Source organism: Psychroserpens mesophilus, assembly GCF_050617655.1.
In the GTDB taxonomy this organism is placed as follows: Bacteria; Bacteroidota; Bacteroidia; order Flavobacteriales; family Flavobacteriaceae; genus Psychroserpens; species Psychroserpens mesophilus_A.
In genome coordinates this window covers 151370-175801 of sequence record NZ_JBODQC010000004.1, presented here as the reverse complement: position 1 = coordinate 175801, position 24432 = coordinate 151370, and the positions used below count along the sequence as shown (strand labels likewise).

Annotated in this window: 27 protein-coding genes and 1 tRNA gene; 16 read left to right on the top strand and 12 right to left on the bottom strand. The window is 32.9% G+C overall.

Going from position 1 to position 24432, the window contains the following annotated elements; genetic code table 11:
• Nucleotides 1-36 precede the first annotated feature (36 nt).
• Complete coding sequence (locus ACRHNM_RS09485; RefSeq protein ID WP_431135954.1) at nucleotides 37-1854, top strand: M2 family metallopeptidase; 1818 nt, start codon at nucleotides 37-39, stop codon at nucleotides 1852-1854.
• 80 nt (nucleotides 1855-1934) lie between these two features.
• Here the strand turns inward: ACRHNM_RS09485 and trxB are convergent, their stop codons facing one another.
• Nucleotides 1935-2918 (bottom strand): thioredoxin-disulfide reductase, encoded by a 984-nt coding sequence (gene trxB / locus ACRHNM_RS09480; protein WP_431135952.1) that lies wholly within the window; start codon nucleotides 2916-2918, stop codon nucleotides 1935-1937.
• Between the two features lie 257 nt (nucleotides 2919-3175).
• Between trxB and ACRHNM_RS09475 the strand changes: the two genes are divergently transcribed.
• Nucleotides 3176-3586 carry an arsenate reductase family protein gene (locus tag ACRHNM_RS09475; protein ID WP_431135950.1) on the top strand — a complete coding sequence of 137 codons (411 nt, stop codon included), beginning with the start codon at nucleotides 3176-3178 and terminating at the stop codon, nucleotides 3584-3586.
• Nucleotides 3587-3612: 26 nt separating this feature from the next.
• On the opposite strand, the gene ACRHNM_RS09470 is transcribed toward ACRHNM_RS09475, so the two are convergent.
• The 5 genes from ACRHNM_RS09470 to ACRHNM_RS09450 all read right to left on the bottom strand — a co-directional run bounded on the left by ACRHNM_RS09470 (nucleotide 3613) and on the right by ACRHNM_RS09450 (nucleotide 5907).
• Nucleotides 3613-4329 carry an SOS response-associated peptidase family protein gene (locus tag ACRHNM_RS09470; RefSeq protein WP_431135948.1) on the bottom strand — a complete coding sequence of 239 codons (717 nt, stop codon included), beginning with the start codon at nucleotides 4327-4329 and terminating at the stop codon, nucleotides 3613-3615.
• 118 nt (nucleotides 4330-4447) lie between these two features.
• Nucleotides 4448-4897 (bottom strand): ferritin-like domain-containing protein, encoded by a 450-nt coding sequence (locus ACRHNM_RS09465; RefSeq protein ID WP_431135946.1) that lies wholly within the window; start codon nucleotides 4895-4897, stop codon nucleotides 4448-4450.
• A gap of 173 nt (nucleotides 4898-5070) precedes the next feature.
• The gene (locus ACRHNM_RS09460) at nucleotides 5071-5304 is read right to left on the bottom strand and encodes a hypothetical protein (protein WP_431135944.1); all 234 of its coding nucleotides are present in this window, start codon (nucleotides 5302-5304) and stop codon (nucleotides 5071-5073) included.
• Nucleotides 5273-5467 (bottom strand): hypothetical protein, encoded by a 195-nt coding sequence (locus ACRHNM_RS09455; protein ID WP_431135942.1) that lies wholly within the window; start codon nucleotides 5465-5467, stop codon nucleotides 5273-5275. Before ACRHNM_RS09455 ends, ACRHNM_RS09460 begins: the two co-directional genes overlap by 32 nt.
• A 5-nt stretch (nucleotides 5468-5472) precedes the next feature.
• Complete coding sequence (locus ACRHNM_RS09450; protein ID WP_431135939.1) at nucleotides 5473-5907, bottom strand: hemerythrin domain-containing protein; 435 nt, start codon at nucleotides 5905-5907, stop codon at nucleotides 5473-5475.
• A gap of 358 nt (nucleotides 5908-6265) precedes the next feature.
• On the opposite strand from ACRHNM_RS09450, the gene ACRHNM_RS09445 reads away from it, so the two are divergent.
• Nucleotides 6266-7309: a helix-turn-helix transcriptional regulator gene (locus ACRHNM_RS09445; protein ID WP_431135937.1), complete on the top strand. Its 1044-nt coding sequence runs from the start codon at nucleotides 6266-6268 to the stop codon at nucleotides 7307-7309.
• 106 nt (nucleotides 7310-7415) lie between these two features.
• Here the strand turns inward: ACRHNM_RS09445 and ACRHNM_RS09440 are convergent, their stop codons facing one another.
• The 4 genes from ACRHNM_RS09440 to ACRHNM_RS09425 form a co-directional block, all read right to left on the bottom strand.
• Nucleotides 7416-8003: a hypothetical protein gene (locus tag ACRHNM_RS09440; RefSeq protein ID WP_431135936.1), complete on the bottom strand. Its 588-nt coding sequence runs from the start codon at nucleotides 8001-8003 to the stop codon at nucleotides 7416-7418.
• Between the two features lie 204 nt (nucleotides 8004-8207).
• A complete protein-coding gene (locus ACRHNM_RS09435; protein WP_431135934.1) occupies nucleotides 8208-8408 on the bottom strand; it encodes a hypothetical protein in 201 nt (66 codons plus the stop codon).
• Between the two features lie 9 nt (nucleotides 8409-8417).
• The gene (locus ACRHNM_RS09430; protein ID WP_431135932.1) at nucleotides 8418-8765 is read right to left on the bottom strand and encodes a hypothetical protein; all 348 of its coding nucleotides are present in this window, start codon (nucleotides 8763-8765) and stop codon (nucleotides 8418-8420) included.
• A 3-nt stretch (nucleotides 8766-8768) separates the two neighbouring features.
• Complete coding sequence (locus ACRHNM_RS09425; protein ID WP_431135930.1) at nucleotides 8769-9152, bottom strand: YtxH domain-containing protein; 384 nt, start codon at nucleotides 9150-9152, stop codon at nucleotides 8769-8771.
• Between the two features lie 168 nt (nucleotides 9153-9320).
• Between ACRHNM_RS09425 and ACRHNM_RS09420 the strand changes: the two genes are divergently transcribed.
• Both ACRHNM_RS09420 and ACRHNM_RS09415 read left to right on the top strand, forming a co-directional pair.
• Nucleotides 9321-10685, top strand: coding sequence for an NAD-dependent succinate-semialdehyde dehydrogenase (locus ACRHNM_RS09420; RefSeq protein WP_431135928.1), 1365 nt, complete (start codon nucleotides 9321-9323; stop codon nucleotides 10683-10685).
• A gap of 10 nt (nucleotides 10686-10695) precedes the next feature.
• Complete coding sequence (locus ACRHNM_RS09415) at nucleotides 10696-10848, top strand: hypothetical protein (protein ID WP_431135927.1); 153 nt, start codon at nucleotides 10696-10698, stop codon at nucleotides 10846-10848.
• 164 nt (nucleotides 10849-11012) lie between these two features.
• Here the strand turns inward: ACRHNM_RS09415 and ACRHNM_RS09410 are convergent, their stop codons facing one another.
• On the bottom strand, nucleotides 11013-11441 hold the full coding sequence (locus ACRHNM_RS09410) for an FKBP-type peptidyl-prolyl cis-trans isomerase (protein ID WP_431135925.1): 429 nt from the start codon (nucleotides 11439-11441) through the stop codon (nucleotides 11013-11015).
• A gap of 319 nt (nucleotides 11442-11760) precedes the next feature.
• Nucleotides 11761-11835 (bottom strand) — tRNA-Pro (locus tag ACRHNM_RS09405).
• A gap of 122 nt (nucleotides 11836-11957) precedes the next feature.
• Between ACRHNM_RS09405 and ACRHNM_RS09400 the strand changes: the two genes are divergently transcribed.
• The 11 genes from ACRHNM_RS09400 (at nucleotide 11958) to dapB (ending at nucleotide 24430) form a co-directional block, all read left to right on the top strand.
• Nucleotides 11958-13061: a PQQ-dependent sugar dehydrogenase gene (locus ACRHNM_RS09400; protein WP_431135923.1), complete on the top strand. Its 1104-nt coding sequence runs from the start codon at nucleotides 11958-11960 to the stop codon at nucleotides 13059-13061.
• Nucleotides 13062-13161: 100 nt separating this feature from the next.
• Nucleotides 13162-13770: a uridine kinase gene (gene udk, locus ACRHNM_RS09395; protein WP_431135921.1), complete on the top strand. Its 609-nt coding sequence runs from the start codon at nucleotides 13162-13164 to the stop codon at nucleotides 13768-13770.
• The gene (locus tag ACRHNM_RS09390) at nucleotides 13770-14072 is read left to right on the top strand and encodes an FtsB family cell division protein (protein WP_431135919.1); all 303 of its coding nucleotides are present in this window, start codon (nucleotides 13770-13772) and stop codon (nucleotides 14070-14072) included. The genes udk and ACRHNM_RS09390 overlap by 1 nt, the downstream gene beginning before the upstream one ends.
• Entirely contained in the window at nucleotides 14065-15447 is a 1383-nt protein-coding gene (locus ACRHNM_RS09385) for a methylmalonyl-CoA mutase subunit beta (RefSeq protein WP_431135917.1), read from the top strand. The genes ACRHNM_RS09390 and ACRHNM_RS09385 overlap by 8 nt, the downstream gene beginning before the upstream one ends.
• Nucleotides 15448-15458: 11 nt before the next feature.
• On the top strand, nucleotides 15459-16100 hold the full coding sequence (locus ACRHNM_RS09380; RefSeq protein ID WP_431135915.1) for a hypothetical protein: 642 nt from the start codon (nucleotides 15459-15461) through the stop codon (nucleotides 16098-16100).
• Nucleotides 16101-16118: 18 nt separating this feature from the next.
• Nucleotides 16119-18242 carry a methylmalonyl-CoA mutase gene (gene scpA / locus ACRHNM_RS09375; protein WP_431135913.1) on the top strand — a complete coding sequence of 708 codons (2124 nt, stop codon included), beginning with the start codon at nucleotides 16119-16121 and terminating at the stop codon, nucleotides 18240-18242.
• Nucleotides 18243-18482: 240 nt separating this feature from the next.
• A complete protein-coding gene (locus ACRHNM_RS09370) occupies nucleotides 18483-21323 on the top strand; it encodes a M16 family metallopeptidase (RefSeq protein WP_431135911.1) in 2841 nt (946 codons plus the stop codon).
• Between the two features lie 158 nt (nucleotides 21324-21481).
• The gene (locus ACRHNM_RS09365) at nucleotides 21482-22246 is read left to right on the top strand and encodes a ParA family protein (RefSeq protein WP_431135909.1); all 765 of its coding nucleotides are present in this window, start codon (nucleotides 21482-21484) and stop codon (nucleotides 22244-22246) included.
• A complete protein-coding gene (locus tag ACRHNM_RS09360; RefSeq protein WP_431135907.1) occupies nucleotides 22246-23145 on the top strand; it encodes a ParB/RepB/Spo0J family partition protein in 900 nt (299 codons plus the stop codon). Before ACRHNM_RS09365 ends, ACRHNM_RS09360 begins: the two co-directional genes overlap by 1 nt.
• Nucleotides 23135-23725 carry a DUF5683 domain-containing protein gene (locus ACRHNM_RS09355; RefSeq protein WP_431135905.1) on the top strand — a complete coding sequence of 197 codons (591 nt, stop codon included), beginning with the start codon at nucleotides 23135-23137 and terminating at the stop codon, nucleotides 23723-23725. Before ACRHNM_RS09360 ends, ACRHNM_RS09355 begins: the two co-directional genes overlap by 11 nt.
• Before the next feature lie 3 nt (nucleotides 23726-23728).
• Nucleotides 23729-24430 (top strand): 4-hydroxy-tetrahydrodipicolinate reductase, encoded by a 702-nt coding sequence (dapB, locus tag ACRHNM_RS09350; RefSeq protein ID WP_431135903.1) that lies wholly within the window; start codon nucleotides 23729-23731, stop codon nucleotides 24428-24430.
• Nucleotides 24431-24432: the final 2 nt, after the last annotated feature.

Below are 24432 nucleotides of genomic sequence, written 5' to 3'. Positions count from 1 at the left end.
CAATATCAACTAACTTTAACTCAAACCTTATTTAAGATGAAGAAAACAATCTTGCTAATCGCTGTTTTAATTACAGTGTTTTCATGTAAAAAAGATGCAAAAACTACCGAAACAACTTCAGCTTCAAAAGAAGATGTCCAAGCATTTTTAGATGATTACACAGCATCATTTACCGAATTATACTATGATTCTGCTTTGGCAGAATGGGATGCAAATACCAGAATTGTAGCTGGTGATACAACGAACGCATATAAAGTTCAAAAAGCCAACGAAGCTTTGGCTAAGTTTACAGGAAGCACAGAAGTTATTGAAAAAACTCGTGAATTTTTAGAAAATAAAGACAATTTAGATATCGTTCAGGTACGTCAGTTAAATACCATATTATACACTGCTGCCAACAATCCTGAAACAGTTTCAGATTTAGTTAAAGAGCGTATTGCTGCAGAAAACGCACAAAATGAAATGCTATTTGGATATGATTTTCAGGTCGATGGAAAATCTGTAACCACTGGAGACATAGACAAAGTATTACGTGAATCTAATGATGAAACTGAACGTTTAAAAAACTGGGAAGCTTCTAAAGAAGTCGGTATAGGTCTCAAAGTTGGTCTAGAAAACTTACGAAAACTGCGTAACGAAACTGTGCGCGCTTTAGGTTACGACGATTACTTTTCATATCAAGTTTCTAGCTACGGAATGTCTCGCCAAGAGATGCTTGACGAAATGAATAAAATGGTGAAAGAAGTTTGGCCATTATACAGAGAACTTCACACATGGGCAAGATATGAACTTGCAAAGAAATTTAATACAACAGTACCAGAATACCTTCCAGCACATTGGCTACCTAATCGTTGGGGACAAGACTGGAGTCCTCTTGTAACTGTTGAAGGCTTAGATATTGATGCTGCTTTAGCTGATAAAGCTCCTGAATGGATTGTTAAAGAAGGTGAGGATTTTTATAAGAGTATTGGCTTTGATCCTCTTCCAGAAAGTTTTTATAAAAAATCTAGTATGTATCCATTACCTGCTGATGCGCCTTACAAAAAAAACAACCATGCTTCTGCCTGGCATATGGATCTAGAAAATGACTTACGTTGTTTAATGAGTGTTGAGCCAAATGCAGATTACTACGAAACCATTCATCATGAATTAGGTCATATTTACTATTACCAAGCTTACACAAACCCTAATGTACCACCATTACTTCGCGAAGGCGCAAATCGTGGTTATCATGAAGCTATAGGAAGCTTGTTAGGATTCGCAGCCATGCAAAAACCATTTTTAGCTGGTAAAGGTTTGGTCGATGCTGATGCCAAAATTGATGAAACTCAAAACTTACTAAAAGAAGCCTTAAGTAACATCGTATTTTTACCGTTTTCTGCAGGTGTAATGACCGAGTTTGAAAATGCATTATACGCTGAAAACCTGAGTAGAGAACAATTTAATAAAAAGTGGTGGGAATTAGCTAAAAAGTATCAAGGAATGGTTCCGCCTACAGATCGTGGTGAAGAATTTAATGATGCTGCATCAAAAACGCACATCAATAACGATGCTGCTCAATATTATGATTATGCCATATCTTATATTTTATTATTTCAATTTCATGATCATATCTCAAAAAATATCCTGAAACAAGATCCTCATGCCACTAATTATTTTGGAAGCAAAGACGTTGGAACATTTTTAAAAGGTGTTTTAGAAACTGGTGCAAATAATGACTGGAGAGTATTATTAAAACAAAGTGTTGGTAGCGAAATGAGTGCCAAACCAATGTTAGAATATTTTGAACCGCTAATGGGTTATCTTAAAGCACAAAACAAAGGAAGAAATCATACGCTTCCAGAAACCTTGTAACTCTATTTTATCACAAACTAAAAAGTGCCTAAAGTAAGTTTTACCTTAGGCACTTTTTTTATGTATAACACTTTTACAACTTAATTATAAGTAAATGTGCTTACTTCAAAATTAGAATCTTTAGCAGCTAAGTAACGCTCTGCATCTAAAGCAGCCATACATCCAGTTCCAGCTGCTGTTACAGCTTGTCTGTAAACATGATCTGCAGCATCACCAGACACAAATACACCTTCGATATTTGTTTTACTCGTTCCAGGAACAGCATTAATAATATATCCTGTTTCGTCTAAATTTAAGAAACCTTTAAAAATATCTGTATTTGGTTTATGACCAATAGCAACAAAAAATCCAGTTGCAGGAATTTCATGTGTTTCCTTGGTTTTATTATTTATGACACGAACTCCAATAACCACTTGTCCATCACCTAAAACTTCTTCTGTTTCTGTATTGTAAAGAATTTCAATATTTTCTGTGTTTTTCACACGAGCAGCCATAATTTTAGAAGCTCTGAACTCATCACGTCGAACCAACATGGTTACTTTCTTACATAACTTTGATAAGTAGTGTGCTTCTTCACAAGCAGAATCTCCTGCTCCAACAATTACAACTTCTTGGTTGCGATAGAAAAAACCATCACAAACAGCACAAGCAGACACACCACCTCCAAGTTTTAAATATTTTTGTTCTGAATCTAAACCTAAATATTTTGCTGAAGCTCCAGTAGAAATGATAACAGTATCACAATGAATTTCTTTTGTTTCGTTTACCCAGACTTTATGAATATCTCCTGAAAAATCAACTTTGGTAATCCAACCGTCTCTAACATCAGTATCGAAACGTTCAGCTTGTTTTCTAAGCTCAATCATCATTTCCGGACCAGTAATCCCTTCAGGATAACCTGGAAAATTTTCAACTTCGTTAGTTGTTGTGAGTTGTCCTCCTGGTTGAGTTCCCTGATACAAAACCGGATGCATGTTTGCTCGTGCAGCATATATAGCAGCAGTATATCCTGCTGGCCCTGAACCTATGATTAGGCATTTTACGTGTTCAATAGTATCTGACATGTTTTATTTGTGTTTTATGTTTTTTAAGTAATAATTATAAAAAATGATTAGAAATAATCTTAGTGTATGCAATGAAACCTCTTGCTCTTATGCTTCAATATACTTAAACAAAAGTAGAAATTTTGGCAGAAATCTAACATAGAAGTTATCAACAGTTATTATCTAAACATAGATAATTTCTATCTATTGAATTAATATTTAAAGTATTTAAGTTAACGCTTTTGTATTACAACCGTTATATTTAAATAAAATAATTTATGGCAATGATTTCAACAGATAAAAACATGATAAAACTGTATTACAGTTCAAAGTCTTCTATAGGAGAACAAACGTATTCATATTTAAATGCTTCAGTAAAAGAAATATTAGCAATTGATATTACTAAAACTAACGTCCCTGGAAGCCAATGGAAAGATATTGCCGAACACCTTGGAATTAAAATTGGTGATTTAATTGATAAAGACCATCCTAGTTTTACTAAATCGTATGATGATACTACACATCTTGATGAGAACGATTGGATAAAAGTTTTAGATAACAATCCTGAAGTTTTAGTTTACCCTGTTGTTATTATTAATGATACTTACACTCAAATTAAGAATCCTTCAGATATTGAGAAAAAGTTAGAACCGAACAGCAAAGGCATTGATGAAAAGAAACACATTTAAACGTCTGGTTTAAAAATCATTTTTTTTCAAGATCTATGTAAATTCTTCAAAATATGACTATAGTTGTCACTTTCTAAAATATCTTCAAACACACTGTTATTTTTATAAAAATCTTCCTTTATGGGATGCGATATAAAATCTGGTGCATTATGATTATGGATGAGCCTTTCCAAATCTGCTTTACTTTTATCTTTAGACAGCCATTCTTCAAAATCAGATTGTCTAAATGTTAAAGGTCTTTGCTTACCTAAATGTGGTATCTCATTCAGGTTTGAACTAAAGTTAGTAACCAACAACGAACAGGTTAAAAAACCATCATTTAATTTATTATAAATCCCAGCGATGCAAAATGGCTTGTGGTTTTTTAAATGCACATGGAAGGGATATAATTTTCCTTTGTAAATATTAGATGTAAAAAATCCATTAACAATGATTAAACATCTTCTTTCATCTAAAGATTTTGAATATATTTCTTCACTTAAATTTAGGTCGTCAACATTAGTATTTAGTGTATTTGTGACACTTTGAAAACGATCCCAATCGTCATCGTAATCTTCTGGTAGTAATCCCCAAATAGCATAATCAATCCGTTTAGAATCCTGAGCTGTAATAATCGAAAGGTTAGATTCTTCAGTGCCGCTAATTATGACTTTTGGTTCATATAGATTGGGGAATCTAAAATTTGCATCAAACTCATTTTCAATGGTTTTTAAATCACAAGTATTAGACAGTTTATAAAACATTTTTTATTTAAAATAACTAAATAAGTACTACAAGCCTTAACTCATATCCTATTAAAGTGTATTCATACAAAAAAGCGCCTTGAACAAGACGCTTTTTAACAAATTTGTATGTAGATGATTATCTCAAGTCTTCCAATTTTTTAATATTTGAAAGTCCATACTCTATGGTGTTTTTTTGAGATGCTAATAAAGACTTAGTTGAGGTAGGCAACGTTGTTTCATTTAAAACATCCTGATACTCTTCTATAGCTGATTTTTCACCTCTGATAGCTTCTTCTAGCATAGATTCTTCATCGTCTGCCGAGAATAAAGATTTTACATCCATCCAGGCTCTGTGAGCTTGACCAGTTAGGCTTCCTCCTTTATCAATATCTTGATTGAACGACACCAATTCCGATTTCAATTCATGTCCAAAATTATATCGTTCTTGCGCCTTTTCGTTAAAGTAAGATTTTAGTGCTGCATGTTCTACATTTTCTGCTGCTTTCTTAAAACCTTTTTCTGCATCGTATGTCTTTTCAAGTAAACTATTTAGTTTTTTTCCTACTTCTTCTGTGTATGTACTCATTGTATGTATGTGTTTAATTAGACGACAGTTTGCTTATGATGCCTATCGATTTACATCCTTGTAAGTATTAGTTTTTGAAACTAACCTTATCCCAAAGATAATTACATCACCATCTTGTAATTTGTGCTATTGATATAAAGATTAACCCTATTCATTTACCAGGTCGTTTTTATCTAAATTAATGGTTTATAATCTTTAAGTATTTTTATAACGGAAGCTTCTGTAGGTGTCAAGAGTTCATTAACTTCAGATGTGGTTTCCATTTTAGTAAAAACATTGTGTAACGTATCATCATTATAAGATTTAACCAAAATTGGATGCACATAATACTTTCGACAGACATTCCTAGAGTTTCCCAATTCTTTAGCTACTAAATCAAACCCTTTTAAAATATTTTTTCCGTTCACTTTCGCTTTCTAGTCTGTCAAATTCCATTGTTTTTCCAAATTTTTTTCTTTCAATTGAAAGCTGATCACTTTTTACATAGACCAAATCAAACTGATGCATTACAGATTCAGGATTGTCATCAATCTTTTTAAGTAATGTTGAACTGAGTTTTTGCACACTCATAAAAATTATCTGTGAGATTTCATATATTTAGAATATGAATTTGCTAATGCTTCCTTTTGTTTTTCAGATAAGACCTTACCAGAAAGCTGAAAAAATTTATGCTCTTCATCTTCTAAATGATGCTCCACCTTTTCTTTAAGATTTTTAGCAATTTTCAACCAGGCTGATGAGTCGTAATCTGTGTCTTCTAATTGCTCAACGAGTTCATCTATCTCATGATGCTCTGCTATACCATGTCTTGCTTTATCTTGCATTAAGTCGCTATCAATTAACGGCTTATAATAATGACGTTCTTCAGCATCTGCGTGTATCTGAAGTTCTTTTTTTAGAGAATTAAAAATCACATCACGTTTGTCTGTATCACCAGATGTATTAATGAGTTTATCTAATAGATTTCTTTGAATGTCGTGATCTTTTCTAATAGCTTCAAAAATGTTCATAATGTTGAGTATTTAATGATTAATAATTTGATTTATAATATCTTTTGTTAAAAAAACCTCAGCAACCAAAATGACTACTGAGGCCTAACCAACCAATTTTTATTATAATTGAAGTATCTTATAATAAGAATCTGAAACAAAATTAATGATATGTGACAGCTATTAAGTGCTGTATCTAGAAAAAAATTGACTTAAAAAGAATCAAAGCTGTTTGTTTACCTACATTAAAGTCAACGATTTATGGTATTGTATTAAAAAAATCACTAATATGTATTTAGTCTTTAAAAAGAATTTTATTTTTACAATAATATCAATTTGTGATATGTCATTCAATAAGTAACTATTTAACCATCCAATCATGTTAGAAATTGAAATTTCCGCAGAGAACCCTTTAGATTTTCTCAATCAAATAAATGATGCTTTAGGAGGTGAAATTACTGAAAAATGGAATGAGTACAGTCTTAAGCTCAATAACGAAAATGCATTTGGAACTATAAAATCTATACCATTTGATTGGGGCGTAAACGTTATTGATTTTGACATTAAGTTTTCAAAAGAGTTTGTTCTCAAGATTGAGGCTGATGATTTTAACCCAATTCGATTTATTTACAATTATAACGGAAGTTTTAAACATCGTTTTGGTATAAATAATGAAGAAAAGCTTGTTGAAAAATTTCATTCTCTAATATTCACAAATAAAACCGGAGGATGTAATTATATCCATTTTCCAAAAAACGAAAAATTAGAGATTAATGTCATACAGATTGTCAGAAAGAATTTTCTAAAAAAAAGAACCACAAATGCATCTTTATTGAACAAGAGGCTTTATGATATTTTTGTCGATACAGATCACGACAACAGGTTTTCTCACTATGGTTCTCTCAACCTAAGAATGGCAGATTTCATTAAAAAGATGAAAAAAATCAAATCTAAAGGAATGGTAAAGACCTTAAAAGTGGAAGCTCTTGTCTATGAAATGCTATCACTTCATATCCAGCAGCATAATAAATTTTATAAAGGCATTCAGTTACCAACGTCGTTATCTAAGAACGAATTAAAAATCATTAGACGCTTAGGTCTTAAAATTATAAAAAAACCATCATACCATTATTCCCTTGATCAATTGTCTTTAGAGTCTGGTTTATCACAAGCTAAGCTTCAAGACGGGTTTAAGTTTTTGTACACCAGAACCGTAACAGAGTATGTAAGACATATTCGATTAGAAGCTGCTCGAGAATTGATGAGAAATGCAGACTTAAACGTATCTCAGGTGGTGTATAGTATCGGATTTACTAGCAGAAGTTATTTTTCAAAAATTTTTAAACAAAAATATGGTGTAACTCCCAATGACTATAGAAAAAATGCCTTAAACAATCTAATGGCAGAAGAGTCTGTTTCTTAATAAAAGGAAGGTTCGAGCTAATTTATAAAGTACAAATTGGATATAAAAAAACCTCAATCGTAATTTGATTGAGGTTCAATTAAAAGGTGATAACTATTACAATAAATTATTTAGAGTAAATAACCTTATAATCACCATCTAATTTGTTTTTCAAGTCATTCATACTGTTGACATAATCATGTTGAGTATTGAAAACTCTATCTGGTCTTTCTCCAACGATATAATGCTTAACATTTAAGTCTCTTGCATTTAAAGTCAGTTGATCAGATACTCTCATTTTTTTATCACCAATGGTCTGATCTAATTCTTTAAGCTCAGAAATTACATATAAATTATTGTTTGCTGCCCACACTTCTTTGATGTTCAGTTCGTGTTCATTGTCGGTAACTTCTGCTTCAATAACGATACTGCGTTCAACCTTTTCATTACCATCTTCATCGTTAGGCATATCGACATCTATGTAAGGTACTTCTACTTCTTCTTCTTCCATAACCACAACAACTTTTGGTATTTCCATTGTTTTAGTTGTAGTTCCTACGTTTACATCAGCCCAATTAACATCATATGTTGGTAATTGTCCTTCTTCAGCAGACACATCAACATCCACTTCAGGTAATTCAGCTTCCTTTTTTTGGTTTACGTTGCAACTCATCATTAGTACAGCTAAAAACAAGCTAATTCCTATTTTATTCATTTTCATAATATTTAAATTTTAAATTAGTTAATAACTATGTAATTTTTACATTTTAAAGTCAGTAGCAATATACCATTAGCCACTTAAACCATTTTGCTCATTTAAAATGATATTTAACTTGTTTAATAGTCTCTTAACACATTCACATAAAAAAGCACAGATAAATATTACCTGTGCCTTGGAATGTATTCAATAAAGAACTAATTATTTAACTATTTTTTTTAGCAACAGAAAAGAACCGTATTTAGTTACGTACTTCAGAACTGTTTGCAACCAATGCAACGGTTTTAAATCTTCTTTAACATCGCTTCTTATACCCTTAAGCTCCTCAAAGGCAATTTGTCTTTCAAGATTTAGTCGTTTGAGATCATATTCTATTTCGTTAAACGTTCTATAGTGTTTCATTTGTGTTTATTAATCAAAAAATTTATCTGAAATTGATGTAATGATTTTTTTATCAATCAAATGCCTAATAAAATAGGCTATCACAGCGATTGTCAAAAATATTCCACCAACAATCAGGTAGCCAACTGGCATATTTCCCAGTGCTTCACCTATAGCTATTGCAGCCGATACAGCAATAAATACTATGGAAAGCATTGCTAGTCCACCAATAATTACCAATTTTAATATCAAACTCAACGATAGAGTAATTTGTTGAAAAACTTTCAACCTAAAATACTCTTGAGAAGTCTTAATATATTTCTCAGCTTTTTCGGTGGCTTTGTCTGTAGTTCTATTTAAAGATTCAAATACAGTCATCTATTAAGATGTTGCTTTGGTTCCAGCACCATTATGGTACTTTTTATTCTTTTCTTTCAATTGTTTTAATTTTAGTTCCAACTTTGAAATGACATCATCTGCCTTATAACTCGCGTCAGTAACTAAATGGTCTAATTGCTCGTCTAAAGTTTGTTTTTTAGCTCCAACTGTTGAAGCTACTTTATCTTTCATAAGTTCAGCTTCTGTAACGACTCGATCTTTGATATCGCCTGCAGTAGATGCTAATCTTTCTTTTTGTAAGGCTGCTTCATCAGCTATACGCTTTCTCGTCTTACTTCCTTTATCTGGTGCAAACAAAATTCCTAATGTTGCTCCAATAGCAGTTCCTGCCAATATTCCAATAATTGTATTACTATCTTTAGCCATAATTGTATGTTTTAAATTATTAATTCAATACAAATATCTCATAAAAGCATCAATTACATTGACGCAATAGATATCATTATTAACGTAAACCGAAACCATTATAAACGTTAATACTTTTTCTATATGAGTTAATCAGCAAAACAAATCAAATCTATATTTAAATTAAAAATGTCAAATACAATCAAAACCACTAATCCTTACAATTCGGAATCTTTGCACACTTATACTTTATTGAGCAATGAAGAATTAAATAACAAGGTTTCTAAGTCTAAAAAAGCATATGATGACTGGAAACAAGAATCAATCTCTTATAGAATTGAATGTTTAAATAAGGTGGCAGACAGACTATCAATTAATCAAGAAAAGTATGCACTATTAATGACTCAGGAAATGGGGAAACCAATTACTGAAAGCAAAGCAGAAATTGAAAAGTGCATATTGTTGTGTGATTTTTACATCAAAAATGCAGAACAGTTGTTGTCTGATGAACTTATTGAAACGGAAGCTCATGAAAGTTTTATAAGTTATGATCCTTTAGGAACAATACTAGGTATCATGCCTTGGAATTATCCGTTTTGGCAAGTGATGAGGTTTGCTGTGCCAACATTAACAGCTGGTAATACAATTTTGTTAAAGCATGCTTCAAACGTTACTGGATGTGCGCTATTAATTGAAGATTTACTTAAATCATCTGGATATCCAGAAGGCTGTTTTCAAACGCTGGTAACAAATCACGATTCAATTGAAAAACTTATAGAAGATAATAGAATCAAAGCCATATCATTAACAGGTAGTGAAAAAGCTGGACAAAAAATTGCCGAAATCGCAGGAAAGCACTTAAAAAAGACGGTTCTCGAATTAGGAGGTAATAATGCTTGCATCATTCTAGATGATGCCAATTTAGATAAATATATAGATATCATTGTCAAAGCTCGTATGCAAAATACAGGTCAAAGTTGCATTGCGGCCAAACGATTTATTGTAACCAAAGGAATATATGATGAGTTTATAGAAAGGTTTACTTCCAAAGTTAAAGCGTTAAAATCTGGTAATCCCTTAGAAAAAGACACAGAAATTGGAGTATTAGCACGTCAGGATTTAGCAGATATTTTAAAAGAACAAGTAGATAAGTCTGTTGGTAAAGGTGCTTTAATCCACTATGGTAATCAAATAGATAATACATATTATCAACCAACCATTATTACAAATGTATCTTCTGGTATGCCTGTATTTGACGAAGAAACATTTGGTCCTGTAGCTGCTATTGTAAAAGTTAAAAATAAGGATGAAGCGTATGACGTTGCTAATAATTCAAAATTTGGTTTAGGCACTATGGTTTTTACCGAAGATATTGAAGACGCTACCAATAGAATATTAAATATTGAAGATGGAGCTTTTTTTATCAACGAGATGGTAAAATCAGATCCAAGATTGCCTTTTGGAGGCATAAAAGCTTCAGGCTACGGAAGAGAACTATCTAGGGAAGGGATTTTAGAATTTACTAACAAAAAAACAGTTTACATTAATAAATAAAAATAAAAACATGAAATTTATAAAAGAAGAAGACGAAAAAAGAAGAGACTATATTTTACAAAAGGACGAAAAAACTAAAAGCGTATCAACATTTGTTATTGTCGTTTTAGTCTTATTAATAATTGGTGTTGTGGCTTCAGGTATATATTTTACTTACCAGTAAGAAGGTTAATTTATCTATCAAATCGATTGAAATAAAATAAGTTTGTCACAATGAAAGTCAACTAAATTGGAAACCAAACCTAATTAGAAAACTTTAAACATAATACTTTACAAAAAAAGCCTGAGTATCAAACTCAGGCTAGTTTTTAGTTAATAGGATTCATTTTATTTAATCTCAACTAATTCTAAGTCAAAAATTAACTCACGACCAGCTAAAGGATGGTTTCCATCAACAATAATATGATCTTCCTTTACTTCCGCAATTCTAAATTGATGTTCATTACCATTAGCATCTTTTGACACCAATCCCACACCAACTTCAGGTTTAATCGTTTCTGGCAATTGCGCTTTTTCAACTTTATGAAATAAATCTTTATTAACGTCTCCATATGCATCTTCTACAGGTATGTCAACAGTTTTCTTATCATTCACTTTCATATCGATAACTGCTTTTTCAAATCCTGGAATTAACATCCCTTGACCTAAGGTAAACTCCAGAGGTTCGCGATCTTCAGAACTATCAAAGACTTGTCCATCTTTTAATTTTCCGGTATAGTGTACTCTTACAGTGTCGTTTTGTTTTACTTGACTCATAAATCTTATTGTTTTTTATTTTAATAAGTTGCAAACCTATTAATTACATGACTTTTAAGAGAATTTACATCTGTTTTTCTTATTATTTTAAGAAAAACTTAACGTCAATAGCCTATTAAATGAAAGCGTTATAAAACAGCTTAGGTTTTTTAACCAGAGAGAAAAGAACAGCTCTGCTATACTAAACTGAGAGAAATGCTCATCAAAATCTAAGCTGGTAACTCCTTTGTTTTTTTTTATTTCTTTGAAACCTTGAAGCAAACTTCGATTTGCTGTAAACAAAAAATCCAATCACTATCTAGTGATTGGATTTTGGTAGTCGGAGTGGCAGGATTCGAACCTGCGACCTCCGCGTCCCAAACGCGGCGCGATAACCGGGCTACGCTACACTCCGAAATGGTTATCTAAATTTTGAAAAGTAAACAATACGCTTTCCAAAATTGGACTGCAAATATATAGCTTTTCTTTAAAAACAGATACATTTTTTTATTAAATTTAAACTCAAAAGCCGTTTTTATGACATTTAAAAATAAAATCCTGATATTCATAGCGCTTTCTACTGTTTTAGCCTGTGCTCAAGACAAAAACCCCATCAACACAGAACACTCTTATGAAGTGATAGTAAAAGATCTGAAGAACCCTTGGGGTTTTACATTCCTTCCAGACGAATCCATGCTTATAACAGAGAAAGAGGGTAAAATCATTCATTTTAAAAATGGAAGAAAAACTGATATTAAAAATGTTCCTGAAGTTTATAATCGTGGACAAGGTGGACTTTTAGACATTGTATTACATCCTGATTATTCTGAAAATGGTTGGGTGTATTTTACCTATGCATCTTCTGAAGGAGACAATAAAGGAGGTCATACTGCTCTAATGAGAGCAAAACTTAAAGACAACTCGCTAATTGATAAACAAGTATTATATAAGGCATCACCAAACACAACAAAAGGTCAGCATTTTGGATCAAGAATTGTTTTCGATGATCAAGGCTACCTTTACTTCACCATAGGTGAACGTGGAGAACGCGATGTAAACCCACAAGATATCACTCGAGATGGTGGAAAAGTATATCGTTTGCACGATGATGGACGCATTCCCAACAACAACCCTTTTGTAAATGAAACCAATGCTAAACAAGCGATTTATTCCTATGGTCACCGTAATCCTCAAGGCATGGTTATTCATCCAGAAACCAGAGAGATATGGACTCATGAGCATGGTCCGAGAGGTGGTGATGAAATCAACATTATTAAATCAGGTAAAAACTATGGTTGGCCAGTTATTAGTTATGGAGTTAATTATAGCGGAACAAGTTTTACAGACCTTACTAAAAAAGAAGGCATGGAACAACCCTTGCACTATTGGGATCCATCTATTGCACCAAGTGGAATGGAATTTATTTCTAGCGATAAGTATAAAGACTGGAAAGGCAATCTTCTAATTGGCTCTTTGAAATTTCAGTATTTAGACAATTGCTATATTAAAAACGGTAAAGTCATTAAAGAAGAGCGCTTATTAGATGGACTTGGTCGCGTAAGGTCTGTAAATCAAGGACCTGATGGTTATATTTACGTTGGAATTGAAAACTTAGGCATAGTTAAGCTCATTAAAGAATAAAAAGTACCGCAAGAGTTTTAAACTAAAAAGAAGTTTCAAAAATTACGCTATAAACTGCCTATAAATAATTAAATTTGTTGCTACAATCTAAAACTTAATTATGCTCATCATAGGTATTGCTGGTGGAACTGGATGTGGTAAAACCACAGTAGTAAATCAAATATTAAATGAACTTCCTGAAGGAGAAGTTGGTATCATTTCTCAAGATTCATACTATAAAGACACCTCGCATCTAAGTTATGATGAACGCGTTAAAATTAATTTTGATCATCCTAGATCTATAGATTTCGAATTGCTAGAATCGCATTTAAAAGATCTTAGAATGGGACATGCTATAGATCAACCTGTTTATTCGTTCGTAAAACATAACAGAACAGGCGATATTATCAAAACACTACCAAGAAAAGTAATGATTGTTGAAGGTATTTTAATTTTAACAAATCCTGAGCTAAGAGAAATGTTTGATATTAAAATATTTGTACATGCTGATAGTGATGAACGACTCATAAGAAGATTAAAACGAGATATTTCAGAACGAGGAAGAGACATTGATGAAGTATTATCTCGCTATCAAAATACATTAAAACCTATGCATCAGCAGTTTATTGAGCCCATGAAAGAATATGCCGACATTATTATTCCAAACAACAAATACAATACTGTTGCAGTTGATATAGTAAAAACCATCATTAACGAAAAACTCAATTAATGATTAAGTATCTCAAAAACATATTTGTAATCATCTTTATAGTATTCGCTGTATGGATGCTGTTTATTGATTCTAACTCCTTATTAATTCATCATGAACTAAACGAGGATATTAGTGATCTAGAAAATGAAAAAGAATATTACAATAAAGAGATTGAAAAAGACAAAAAAGCCATCAAAGAGCTCAGTACAGATGATGGTATTGAAAAACTGGCTCGTGAAAAATATTATATGAAAAAAGAGAATGAAGACATATATATCATTGAATATGAAGACAGCCTAAAAACGACTAACGATGAGTGAATCATTATTTAAACAGTTTCCTGAGATTTCTTCAAAACAATGGAAACAAAAAATACAGGTAGATTTAAAAGGTGCCGATTACAACGACACACTTATATGGCAAACCAACGAAGGTATTGACGTAAAACCATTTTATCACAGAGATGAATTTGATCAACTTCAAGAAGTTTCAGCTTCTAAAGCTAAAGTATTTAAAATTTGTCAAACCATTTTTGTCGCTAATGCTGAAAAATCAAACACTAAAGCTTTAGATGCTATTTCCAGAGGTGCTGAAGCCATAAAATTTGTAATTCCTTCAGAAGAAACCTCTCTTGAAAAACTCCTTCAAAATATAAACGCAGTAGAAACTAGCATTTATTTTGAGTTACAGTTTTTATCTCCTGAATTTGTAAAGCAAATAAACAGCCACATTCAACCTAATCGCTCGGTTTATATCAATACTGATATTATAGGAAACCTTACTAAATCTGGAAATTGGTTTTCTAATCTAAAAGAAGACCACAATCAATTTGACGCTATTGTTTCTAACACTAAAACTTTAACGGTTAACGTATCGGTTTATCAAAATGCAGGTGCAAACATCATACAGCAATTGGGCTATGCACTTGCACATGTAAACGAATATTTAAATCATTTTGATGATGAATCATTTGATAAAGACAGAAAAAAACAATTGAAAGTTATTTTTAACGTATCTGTTGGCACAAACTATTTTTTCGAAATTGCAAAGCTTAGAGCCTTAAGAGTTCTTTGGAGAAATTTAGCTTCAGAATATGGCGTTAATACTGAATGCCATATTTTCGTAACGCCTTCTATACGCAACAAAACCATTTATGATTATAATACAAATATGCTTCGAACCACAACGGAATGCATGAGTGCTATTCTTGGTGGTGCAAATACGATAAATAACCTAGCATATGATGCTGTATACCATAAAGACAATGAGTTTAGCGAGCGCATTGCTCGTAATCAATTGCTCATATTAAAGCATGAAAGTTATTTCGATAAAGTAAATAATCCAGCTGATGGCACCTATTATATTGAATCGTTAACATCTCAAATTTCTGAAAAAGCTTTAGAACTATTTAAAGATATTGAAGCAAATGGCGGATTTTTAAATCAGCTCAAAGAAGGAACAATTCAAAGAAAGATTAAAGAGAGTGCTACGAAAGAACAAATGCAATTTGATGAAGGCAAACTTGTTTTATTAGGCACAAACAAGCATCCAAATAAGGAAGATATAATGCATCATGAAATAGAATTATATCCCTTTTTAAAAACAAATCCAGTCAAAACAATTATTGAACCTATACTTAAAAAAAGAATATCAAATAAACTGGACTACAAAAGATTAGAAAACGAAAAAAACTAAAAACTAATATAATGAAATCACGATTAATTTGTTTTGTAATATGTTTGATTCTTGTCAATTGTAAAGAACCCAAACCAAAATTAACATTTAAGTATTCTAATGATCCTGCACTTATCACTTGTGGTAACGATAACTCAAAGTTACTCAATGAAGCTGTTTATAATTTTGAAGCTAATTTAGTCGAACACTATACCAATGAAAATACAAACCTGTATTCTGCTTACCGCATGTTTTTAAAAGAAAGCGCAAATAACACAGCAAATTATAATAACATCTCTAATCAGCATTCTATTGATGTTTTTGAAGCTCTTAAAAACATTGAAGGTTTATGGATTATTAAAAATAATAAGCTATCCCTAAATTACAAGCACGATATATTTAACTGCATTGGAGAAAACATAAGTGACAAAGATTTAAAAACGACTTTTAATGCCTTGCTAGAAACCAACAGCATGAGTATAAGAATGTTAAAAGATGTACTCTTAACAAAGAGCAACAGACTTAACACTGATAAATATTTAGCAACATTTGTTGCGCTTGAGTTGTATTACTCAAAATTGTCAGACGTGGATTTATCAAAAAAACAAGAAAAAACCTCAGACGCAAAACTCAAAGAAAAGAATGATCCGCATGCTGGACATAATCATGATTAGAAGATGACATCTATTTAAATGAAAAGAAAGAACATTCAACATATCAAATTAGACCAAAAGTCAAATCACAAAGCTGATGAAACTCATAATGATTTTCATACTGCAGAAGACATCAATGTAAAATCAACATATTCTAAAGCAGATATTGAAAGCCTAGAACACTTAAATTTTGTTGCTGGTATTACTCCTAACCTGAGAGGTCCATACTCTACTATGTATGTTCGACGACCTTGGACAATCAGACAATATGCTGGTTTTTCAACTGCCGAAGACAGTAATGCGTTTTACAGACGCAATCTTGCTGCTGGACAAAAAGGACTGTCTGTAGCATTCGATTTAGCAACACATAGAGGTTATGATTCTGATCATGAGCGTGTTGTTGGCGATGTTGGTAAAGCTGGTGTTGCAATAGATTCGGTTGAGGATATGAAAATCCTCTTCGACCAGATTCCATTAGATAAAATGTCGGTTTCAATGACCATGAATGGTGCAGTTTTACCAATTATGGCATTTTATATAGTTGCTGCAGAAGAACAAGGTGTAAAACCTGAACAATTGGCAGGTACCATTCAAAATGATATACTAAAAGAGTTTATGGTGAGAAATACGTACATCTATCCTCCTACACCATCCATGAAAATCATTTCTGATATTTTTGAATATACAAGTCAGAATATGCCAAAATTCAACAGCATCAGTATTTCTGGCTATCATATGCAGGAAGCTGGAGCAACTTGTGATATTGAATTAGCTTACACTTTAGCCGACGGTTTAGAATACATAAAAAAAGGACTTGAAGCCGGAATGGACATCGACACCTTTGCACCTCGCCTCTCTTTCTTTTGGGCTATTGGCATGAATCATTTTATGGAAATTGCTAAAATGCGAGCCGCTCGTATGTTATGGGCAAAACTCGTGAGTCAGTTTAATCCCAAGAATCAAAAATCACTGGCTTTACGAACGCATTGCCAAACTTCGGGATGGAGTTTAACCGAACAAGACCCTTTTAACAATGTGGCACGAACAACTATTGAAGCCGCTGCTGCTGCCTTTGGAGGCACGCAAAGCTTACATACTAATGCTTTAGATGAAGCTATCGCTTTACCTACAGATTTTTCAGCTAGAATAGCCAGAAATACACAAATATTCTTACAGGAAGAAACTTACATTACCAAAACTGTTGACCCTTGGGCTGGAAGCTACTATGTTGAAAAACTAACACACGATATCGCTCACAAAGCATGGTCACTCATTGAAGAAGTTGAAGAACTTGGCGGAATGACTAAAGCTATTGAGGCTGGAATTCCAAAATTAAGAATAGAAGAAGCTGCAGCTCGTAAACAAGCAAGAATCGATTCTGGCCAAGATATTATTGTTGGTGTTAACAAATACCGCTTGGAAGAGGAAGATCCTATCTCAACACTAGAGGTCGACAATCAAACGGTTAGAAACGGACAAATAAAGCGTTTAAACGAGATTAAAGCCTCTAGAAACACGGAAGTCGTTAAGCAATCGCTTAAAAAATTAACAGAAGCTGCTCAAACAGGAAAAGAAAATTTATTAGCTTTAGCTGTAGATGCTGCTCGTAACAGAGCAACTTTAGGAGAAATTAGTGATGCTTTAGAAGTCGAATTTGGCAGATATAAAGCTCAAATTAAATCATTTTCAGGCGTGTATAGTAAAGAAATTAAAGATGATAACAGTTTCCAAAAAGCAAGAGAACTTGCTGATAAGTTTGCTGAACAAGATGGTCGAAGACCTCGTATTATGATAGCTAAAATGGGACAAGATGGTCATGATAGAGGCGCCAAAGTAGTAGCTACTGGTTATGCTGATGTTGGCTTTGATGTAGACATAGGGCCATTATTTCAAACACCAAAAGAAGCGGCTAAGCAGGCCGTAGAAAATGACGTACATATTTTAGGCGTTTCTTCACTAGCTGCTGGTCATAAAACACTGGTTCCTCAAGTTATTGAAGAACTCAAAAACTTTGGTCGCGAAGATATTATAGTTATTGTTGGAGGTGTTATTCCTAAACAAGATTACCAATATTTATTTGATGCAGGTGCAGTTGCTGTTTTTGGTCCTGGTACTAAAATTAGCGATGCTGCCATAAAAATCTTAGAGATTTTAATTGAGTAAACATATCTAAATAACCCAAAATTCTAAACACATCCGTTTTAACTTCATAAAAGATGTTGATTGAACACCTCAACCTTCATTATCAAAAGTTAATTTACAGCCAACACACACATAAACAATTATTTATAAAGTATATTTAGAGCTTAAAGAAAGAAAAATAGCACACCATACAATTTTCAACTAAATTTTTAGTTATATTTGATTAACAACTATTTTTTAATCCACAAAACTCTCAAAAAAATGCAAAAACTATCACGCTATGCATTCGGAATCACACTCCTAATGCTAACATTCTCATTTCATTTTCAAGCTCAAGAAGTCTTAAACAAGACTACAACTCTAAATACTAAAGAGAAAATCCCCTTTAACCCAGAAGTTAAAATGGGCAAATTAAGCAACGGACTCACCTACTACATTAAAAATAATGGTAAACCAGAAAACAAGGTAGAACTTAGACTAGTAGTTAATGCAGGTTCTATCTTAGAAGATGAAGACCAACTTGGTCTTGCTCATTTTATGGAGCATATGAATTTTAATGGCACCAAAAACTTCAAGAAAAATGAACTCGTAGATTACCTACAAGGCATTGGTGTTAAATTTGGAGCACACTTAAATGCCTATACCAGTTTTGACGAAACAGTATACATACTTCCGATTCCGAGTGATGATCCAGAAAAGCTTGAAAAAGGATTTCAAATTATAGAAGACTGGGCACATAATGCCCTTTTAACTGACGAAGAAATTGATAATGAAAGAGGTGTTGTTCTTGAAGAATACAGATTGGGAAAAGGAGCCGATGAACGTATGATGCAACGATATTTGCCCAAAGTTCTATATGGTTCTAAATATGCAGAGCGCCTTCCAATAGGTACTAAAGAAAATTTAGAAACGTTTAAACATGAAAGCATCAGACGCTACTATAAGGATTGGTACAGACCAGACCTAATGGCTGTAATGGCTGTAGGTGATGTAGATGTAGCAACTCTTGAAGCTAAAATAAAAGAGCATTTCGGTAAAATTCCTGCAGCCAAAAACCCAAAACCAAGACCTGTTTTTGACCTTCCTAATCATAAAGAAACATTTATAGCTATTGAAACCGATAAGGAAGCTTCTTTTTCTCAAATTCAGGTAATGTTTAAAGACAGAGATGAGTCTAAAGCAGATGTAACGCTTGGAGAATACAGAAAATCAATTGTTCAAGGCTTATTCTCTCAAATGATAAATAATCGTTTAGAAGAACTGAGAAACAGTGAAAATCCTCCTTTTGTTTTTGGGTCTAGCGGTTATGGTGGCACCTATGCACGAACTAAAAATGCTTATCAATCATTTGCAATGTCAAGTGAATCTGGTCAAATGACAGCATTAAAAACATTGTTAGAAGAAAATGAACGTGTGAAACAACATGGTTTTTTCAAAGGTGAATTAGAACGTGCAAAGAAAGATATCATTGCTAGAATGGAAAAGATGTATAAGGATAATGACAAAATGGAATCCAACCGAGTGATTGGCGAATACGTAAGACACTTTTTAGAAAATGAGCCTATGCCTGGAATTGAATGGGAATATAATTTTTACAAAGAACAACTTCCAACGATTGGTTTAGATGAGATAAATGCATTGATATCCAGCTATATTAAAGATGACAATAGAGTTATCGTTCTTACTGGCCCAGAAAAAGAAGGGATGACAAAAGTTACTGAAGCTGAAGTGCACACACTTTTAGAAACTGTAAAAAACTCTAAATTGGAACCTTATGAAGATAAAGATGTTGCTGAATCTTTAATCACAAAACTTCCAGAAACAGGAACCATCACAGATTACAAAATTAATGAGAAACTAGGCACTACCACTTTAATCTTAAGCAATGGTGCAAAAGTAACCTACAAGGTTACAGATTTTAAAAACGATGAAGTCTTATTTGACTCCTTTAGCTTTGGTGGAAACTCATTATATTCTGATGAGGAGTACCTTGCAACCGTAAATGCCAATGGTGGTTTAGCTGAAGCTGGCGTAAACGGATTTGACAAAACAGAACTATCTAAAATGATGTCTGGTAAAATTGTTCGAGTAAGACCAAGCATCAGTACTTACAGTGAAGGCATGTCTGGAAGCGCAACTCCTAAAGATTTAGAAGAATTATTTCAACTAATACACCTTCATTTTACGGCACTTAATAAAGACGAAAAGGCGTTTAAATCCTTTATCGAAAAACAAAAATCATTTCTTGGAAATATGATGTCTAATCCGCAGACCTATTTTTCTGTAAAAATGGGAGAATTCATGTATGGTGAAAACCCAAGATATACAGGTTTTCCTACTCCAGAAAAAATGGACGAAGCCAATTATGACCTTGCATACAAGAAATACCAAGAACGTTTTGCTGACGCTGGAGATTTCCATTTCTATTTTGTAGGAAATATTGATGAGAATAAACTAGCCGAATTCAGCATGAAATACTTAGCGAGTTTACCTTCTACAAATTCTAATGAAATGTATAAAGTAAGTGATTTTAGACCTATCACAGGAATGCATGAAAAAGTTATTGAAAAAGGTGAAGACCCTAAAAGTTCCGTTAGAATTACATATCATGGACCAACTGAATACGATGCTAAAGAAGCACATGCATTTAAAAGCTTAGCCGAAGTACTATCTATTAAACTCATTGAAAAACTTAGAGAAGAAGAAGGTGGTGTTTATGGTGCTGGTGCAAATGCCAATATAAGCAAGATGCCTTACGGCTGGTATCGTTTTAACATTAGTTTCCCTTGCGGACCTGAAAATGTGGATAAATTAAAAACTGCAGCCTTAGCTGAAGTAGAAAAGCTAATTACCGAAGGACCTAGTCAAAAAGATTTAGACAAAGTCAAAGAAGCTCAAATACTTGACCACAAAGAAGATATGAAACAAAATAGATTCTGGCTAAACACATTAAAAGATGTAGATTACGAAGGTCGAGATGCTTTAAAAGTGTTTGACTTTGAAAAAAGTGTTAATGATTTAACTGTTGCCGACTTACAAAACGTTGCTAAAAAATACTTGACTAATGGATATATTCTAGGAATTCATAATCCTGAAAAATAATTTTTAAATAGCACATTCTTAACCACTTTAAAAATTGAATTTTTAAAGTGGTTTTTTTATACTTAAACCTTTAAATATATAAACAACTGTTAACAACTTCCGTTTCCAATAGTCGCAAATAATCGTATTTTTACACTTCATAAAAACCAAATCAATTAATGGGTAAAATCATTGCAATTGCCAATCAAAAAGGTGGTGTTGGAAAAACAACAACCTCCGTAAACCTTGCAGCTTCTCTAGGTGTATTAGAAAAAAAAGTGTTGCTTATTGATGCAGATCCACAAGCTAATGCAACTTCTGGTCTAGGAATAGATGTTGAAAGTGTTGAAACTGGATCCTACCAATTGCTTGAACATACTGCTTCTGCTGAAGACTGTATCGTAAAAACCAATTCACCAAATGTGGATATCATTCCTGCTCACATAGACTTAGTGGCTATTGAAATTGAATTGGTCGATAAAGATGAACGTGAATACATGCTCAAAAAAGCAATATCACATTTAAAAACAACTTACGATTACATCTTAATAGATTGTGCACCTTCCTTAGGGTTACTAACTTTAAATGCACTAACGGCTTCAGATTCTGTAATTATACCTATTCAATGTGAGTATTTTGCTCTTGAAGGTCTTGGTAAGTTATTAAACACTGTAAAAAGTGTTCAAAAAATTCACAATAAAGATTTAGACATTGAAGGCATGCTTCTCACAATGTTTGATCAACGTTTACGTTTATCTAATCAGGTCGTTGAAGAAGTACAAAAACACTTTAGTGATATGGTTTTTGAAACCATCATACAGCGTAATGTTCGTTTAGGTGAAGCACCAAGTTATGGTGAAAGTATTATTAAATATGATGTAAGCAGTAAAGGAGCTTCAAATTATTTAAGTTTGGCCAAAGAAATTATTAATAAGAACGCATAATGGCGAAAGCAACAAAAAAACAAGCTTTAGGCAGAGGACTTTCAGCATTACTGAAGGATCCTTCTAACGATATCAATTCTGTTAAAGATAAAAATGCCGACACAATCATAGGTAACATTGTGGAGCTTGACGTTGAAGCTATTGAAATCAATCCGTTTCAACCTCGAACTAATTTCAATGAAGAAACCTTAAGAGAATTAGCTTCTTCAATACGAGAACTTGGTGTTATTCAGCCCATAACAGTTAGAAAATTAGATTTCAACAAGTTTCAATTGGTATCTGGTGAACGTCGTTTTAGAGCTTCTAAATTAATCGGGTTACAAACGATTCCTGCTTACATACGAATTGCAAACGATCAGGAATCCCTTGAAATGGCTTTGGTTGAAAATATCCAGAGACAAGACTTAGATCCTATTGAAATTGCCCTCTCTTACCAACGTTTAATTGACGAAATTCAATTAACTCAAGAGCAAATGAGTGAGCGTGTTGGTAAAAAACGCTCAACTATAGCCAACTATTTACGTTTACTAAAGCTAGATCCAATTATTCAAACAGGCATGCGCGATGGTTTTATTTCTATGGGACATGGCAGAGCTATTATTAACATTGAAGACCAAAGCACGCAACTTGATATTTATGAAAAAATAATTACCGATAAATTGTCTGTTAGAGCTACAGAACAATTAGTGAAAAATTTTCATAATACCAATACTGTAAAACCTACAAAAAACGAAGAGTTACCAAAGTATATAAAAAAAGGCGTAAAAGAGTTTTCAGAATACTTTGGTCACAAAATCAACGTTAAAGTATCCAAGAATGGTAAAGGGCAAATCACAATTCCATTTCATTCAGAAGAAGATTTTAATCGGATAAAAAAACTCGTTCAAAGTGCTAAATAAGCATCTCTATATCATTGGTTTCTTTTTGTTTATGGGTCTTAATTCTCTAGCCCAAAACAACAAAGAGAGTGACACTTTAAAGGTTGAAAACGACCTGATGATTGTTATGGATACGATTCCTCGTCAACCAATTAATATTCTTGCTCCTTCAAAAGCCGCTTTTTATTCGGCTGTTTTACCTGGTTTAGGGCAAGCTTATAATAAGAAATATTGGAAAATCCCTATCGTTTATGCTGCTATTGGTACTGGTGTCTATTTTTATGTTTCTAACGATAAAGAATACGACCGTTACAGAAATGAATATAAAAGTCGTTTAGCAGGAAACAGTGCTGCTTCTGGAGCATTTCCTGGAGTTAGCGATGAAGGCCTTATCAATGCTCAACAAACTCTAAAACGCCGTAAAGAACTATCTCTGTTGATCACCATTGGTTTATATGCATTAAATATTTTGGATGCTAATGTTGATGCCCATTTATTACAATACAATGTGGATCAAAATTTAGCCATAAAACCTCATTTTCAATATAATGAAATGGAGAATTCTTCAGACTTAGGACTCACACTCAACTTTAAATTCTAAACCATGAACATTGCGTTATTGGGCTACGGAAAGATGGGAAAGGCAATTGAGAAGGTTGCCCTTAAAAGAGGGCACCAAATCACTTTAAAGGTTTCTAAAGACACCCAAAAGTACTCACTTGACAATGTTGACGTTGCTATAGATTTTAGTGTACCATCTTCTGCGTTTGAAAATATTAGTAATTCTATTCTTCAACATACACCTGTCATTTCAGGAACTACAGGATGGCTGGAAAAATATAATGATATTGTATCGCTTTGTAAAGAAAATAAAGGAACATTCTTATATGCTTCTAATTTCAGTTTAGGTGTTAATATTTTTTTTGAGGTGAATAAAACTTTGGCAAAATTGATGAATGAGTTGCCTCAATACAACGTTAGTATTGAAGAAATACACCATACACAAAAACTAGATGCACCAAGTGGTACCGCAATTACACTAGCTGAAGAAATTATTCATCAATCGGATTATAAAAACTGGACACTTGAGACACCTAAACCAAAAGAGATTGGTATTTTAGCAAAACGAATTGAAAATGTTTCTGGAACACACGAAATCAATTATGAATCTGAAGTAGATACTATTACTATAAAACACACTGCGCATAGCAGAGAAGGTTTTGCGCTTGGTGCTGTAATTGCTGCTGAATGGATTCATGACAAAATGGGTGTTTACACTATGAAAGATGTGTTAAACATTGGTTAATA

Coding starts and splice junctions, on each gene's coding strand:
- ACRHNM_RS09485 (WP_431135954.1), top strand. CDS start 37: ATGAAGAAAACAATCTTGCTAATCGCTGTTTTAATTACAGTGTTTTCA.
- trxB (WP_431135952.1), bottom strand. CDS start 2,918: ATGTCAGATACTATTGAACACGTAAAATGCCTAATCATAGGTTCAGGG.
- ACRHNM_RS09475 (WP_431135950.1), top strand. CDS start 3,176: ATGGCAATGATTTCAACAGATAAAAACATGATAAAACTGTATTACAGT.
- ACRHNM_RS09470 (WP_431135948.1), bottom strand. CDS start 4,329: ATGTTTTATAAACTGTCTAATACTTGTGATTTAAAAACCATTGAAAAT.
- ACRHNM_RS09465 (WP_431135946.1), bottom strand. CDS start 4,897: ATGAGTACATACACAGAAGAAGTAGGAAAAAAACTAAATAGTTTACTT.
- ACRHNM_RS09455 (WP_431135942.1), bottom strand. CDS start 5,467: ATGAGTGTGCAAAAACTCAGTTCAACATTACTTAAAAAGATTGATGAC.
- ACRHNM_RS09450 (WP_431135939.1), bottom strand. CDS start 5,907: ATGAACATTTTTGAAGCTATTAGAAAAGATCACGACATTCAAAGAAAT.
- ACRHNM_RS09445 (WP_431135937.1), top strand. CDS start 6,266: ATGTTAGAAATTGAAATTTCCGCAGAGAACCCTTTAGATTTTCTCAAT.
- ACRHNM_RS09440 (WP_431135936.1), bottom strand. CDS start 8,003: ATGAATAAAATAGGAATTAGCTTGTTTTTAGCTGTACTAATGATGAGT.
- ACRHNM_RS09435 (WP_431135934.1), bottom strand. CDS start 8,408: ATGAAACACTATAGAACGTTTAACGAAATAGAATATGATCTCAAACGA.
- ACRHNM_RS09430 (WP_431135932.1), bottom strand. CDS start 8,765: ATGACTGTATTTGAATCTTTAAATAGAACTACAGACAAAGCCACCGAA.
- ACRHNM_RS09425 (WP_431135930.1), bottom strand. CDS start 9,152: ATGGCTAAAGATAGTAATACAATTATTGGAATATTGGCAGGAACTGCT.
- ACRHNM_RS09420 (WP_431135928.1), top strand. CDS start 9,321: ATGTCAAATACAATCAAAACCACTAATCCTTACAATTCGGAATCTTTG.
- ACRHNM_RS09415 (WP_431135927.1), top strand. CDS start 10,696: ATGAAATTTATAAAAGAAGAAGACGAAAAAAGAAGAGACTATATTTTA.
- ACRHNM_RS09410 (WP_431135925.1), bottom strand. CDS start 11,441: ATGAGTCAAGTAAAACAAAACGACACTGTAAGAGTACACTATACCGGA.
- ACRHNM_RS09400 (WP_431135923.1), top strand. CDS start 11,958: ATGACATTTAAAAATAAAATCCTGATATTCATAGCGCTTTCTACTGTT.
- udk (WP_431135921.1), top strand. CDS start 13,162: ATGCTCATCATAGGTATTGCTGGTGGAACTGGATGTGGTAAAACCACA.
- ACRHNM_RS09390 (WP_431135919.1), top strand. CDS start 13,770: ATGATTAAGTATCTCAAAAACATATTTGTAATCATCTTTATAGTATTC.
- ACRHNM_RS09385 (WP_431135917.1), top strand. CDS start 14,065: ATGAGTGAATCATTATTTAAACAGTTTCCTGAGATTTCTTCAAAACAA.
- ACRHNM_RS09380 (WP_431135915.1), top strand. CDS start 15,459: ATGAAATCACGATTAATTTGTTTTGTAATATGTTTGATTCTTGTCAAT.
- scpA (WP_431135913.1), top strand. CDS start 16,119: ATGAAAAGAAAGAACATTCAACATATCAAATTAGACCAAAAGTCAAAT.
- ACRHNM_RS09370 (WP_431135911.1), top strand. CDS start 18,483: ATGCAAAAACTATCACGCTATGCATTCGGAATCACACTCCTAATGCTA.
- ACRHNM_RS09365 (WP_431135909.1), top strand. CDS start 21,482: ATGGGTAAAATCATTGCAATTGCCAATCAAAAAGGTGGTGTTGGAAAA.
- ACRHNM_RS09360 (WP_431135907.1), top strand. CDS start 22,246: ATGGCGAAAGCAACAAAAAAACAAGCTTTAGGCAGAGGACTTTCAGCA.
- dapB (WP_431135903.1), top strand. CDS start 23,729: ATGAACATTGCGTTATTGGGCTACGGAAAGATGGGAAAGGCAATTGAG.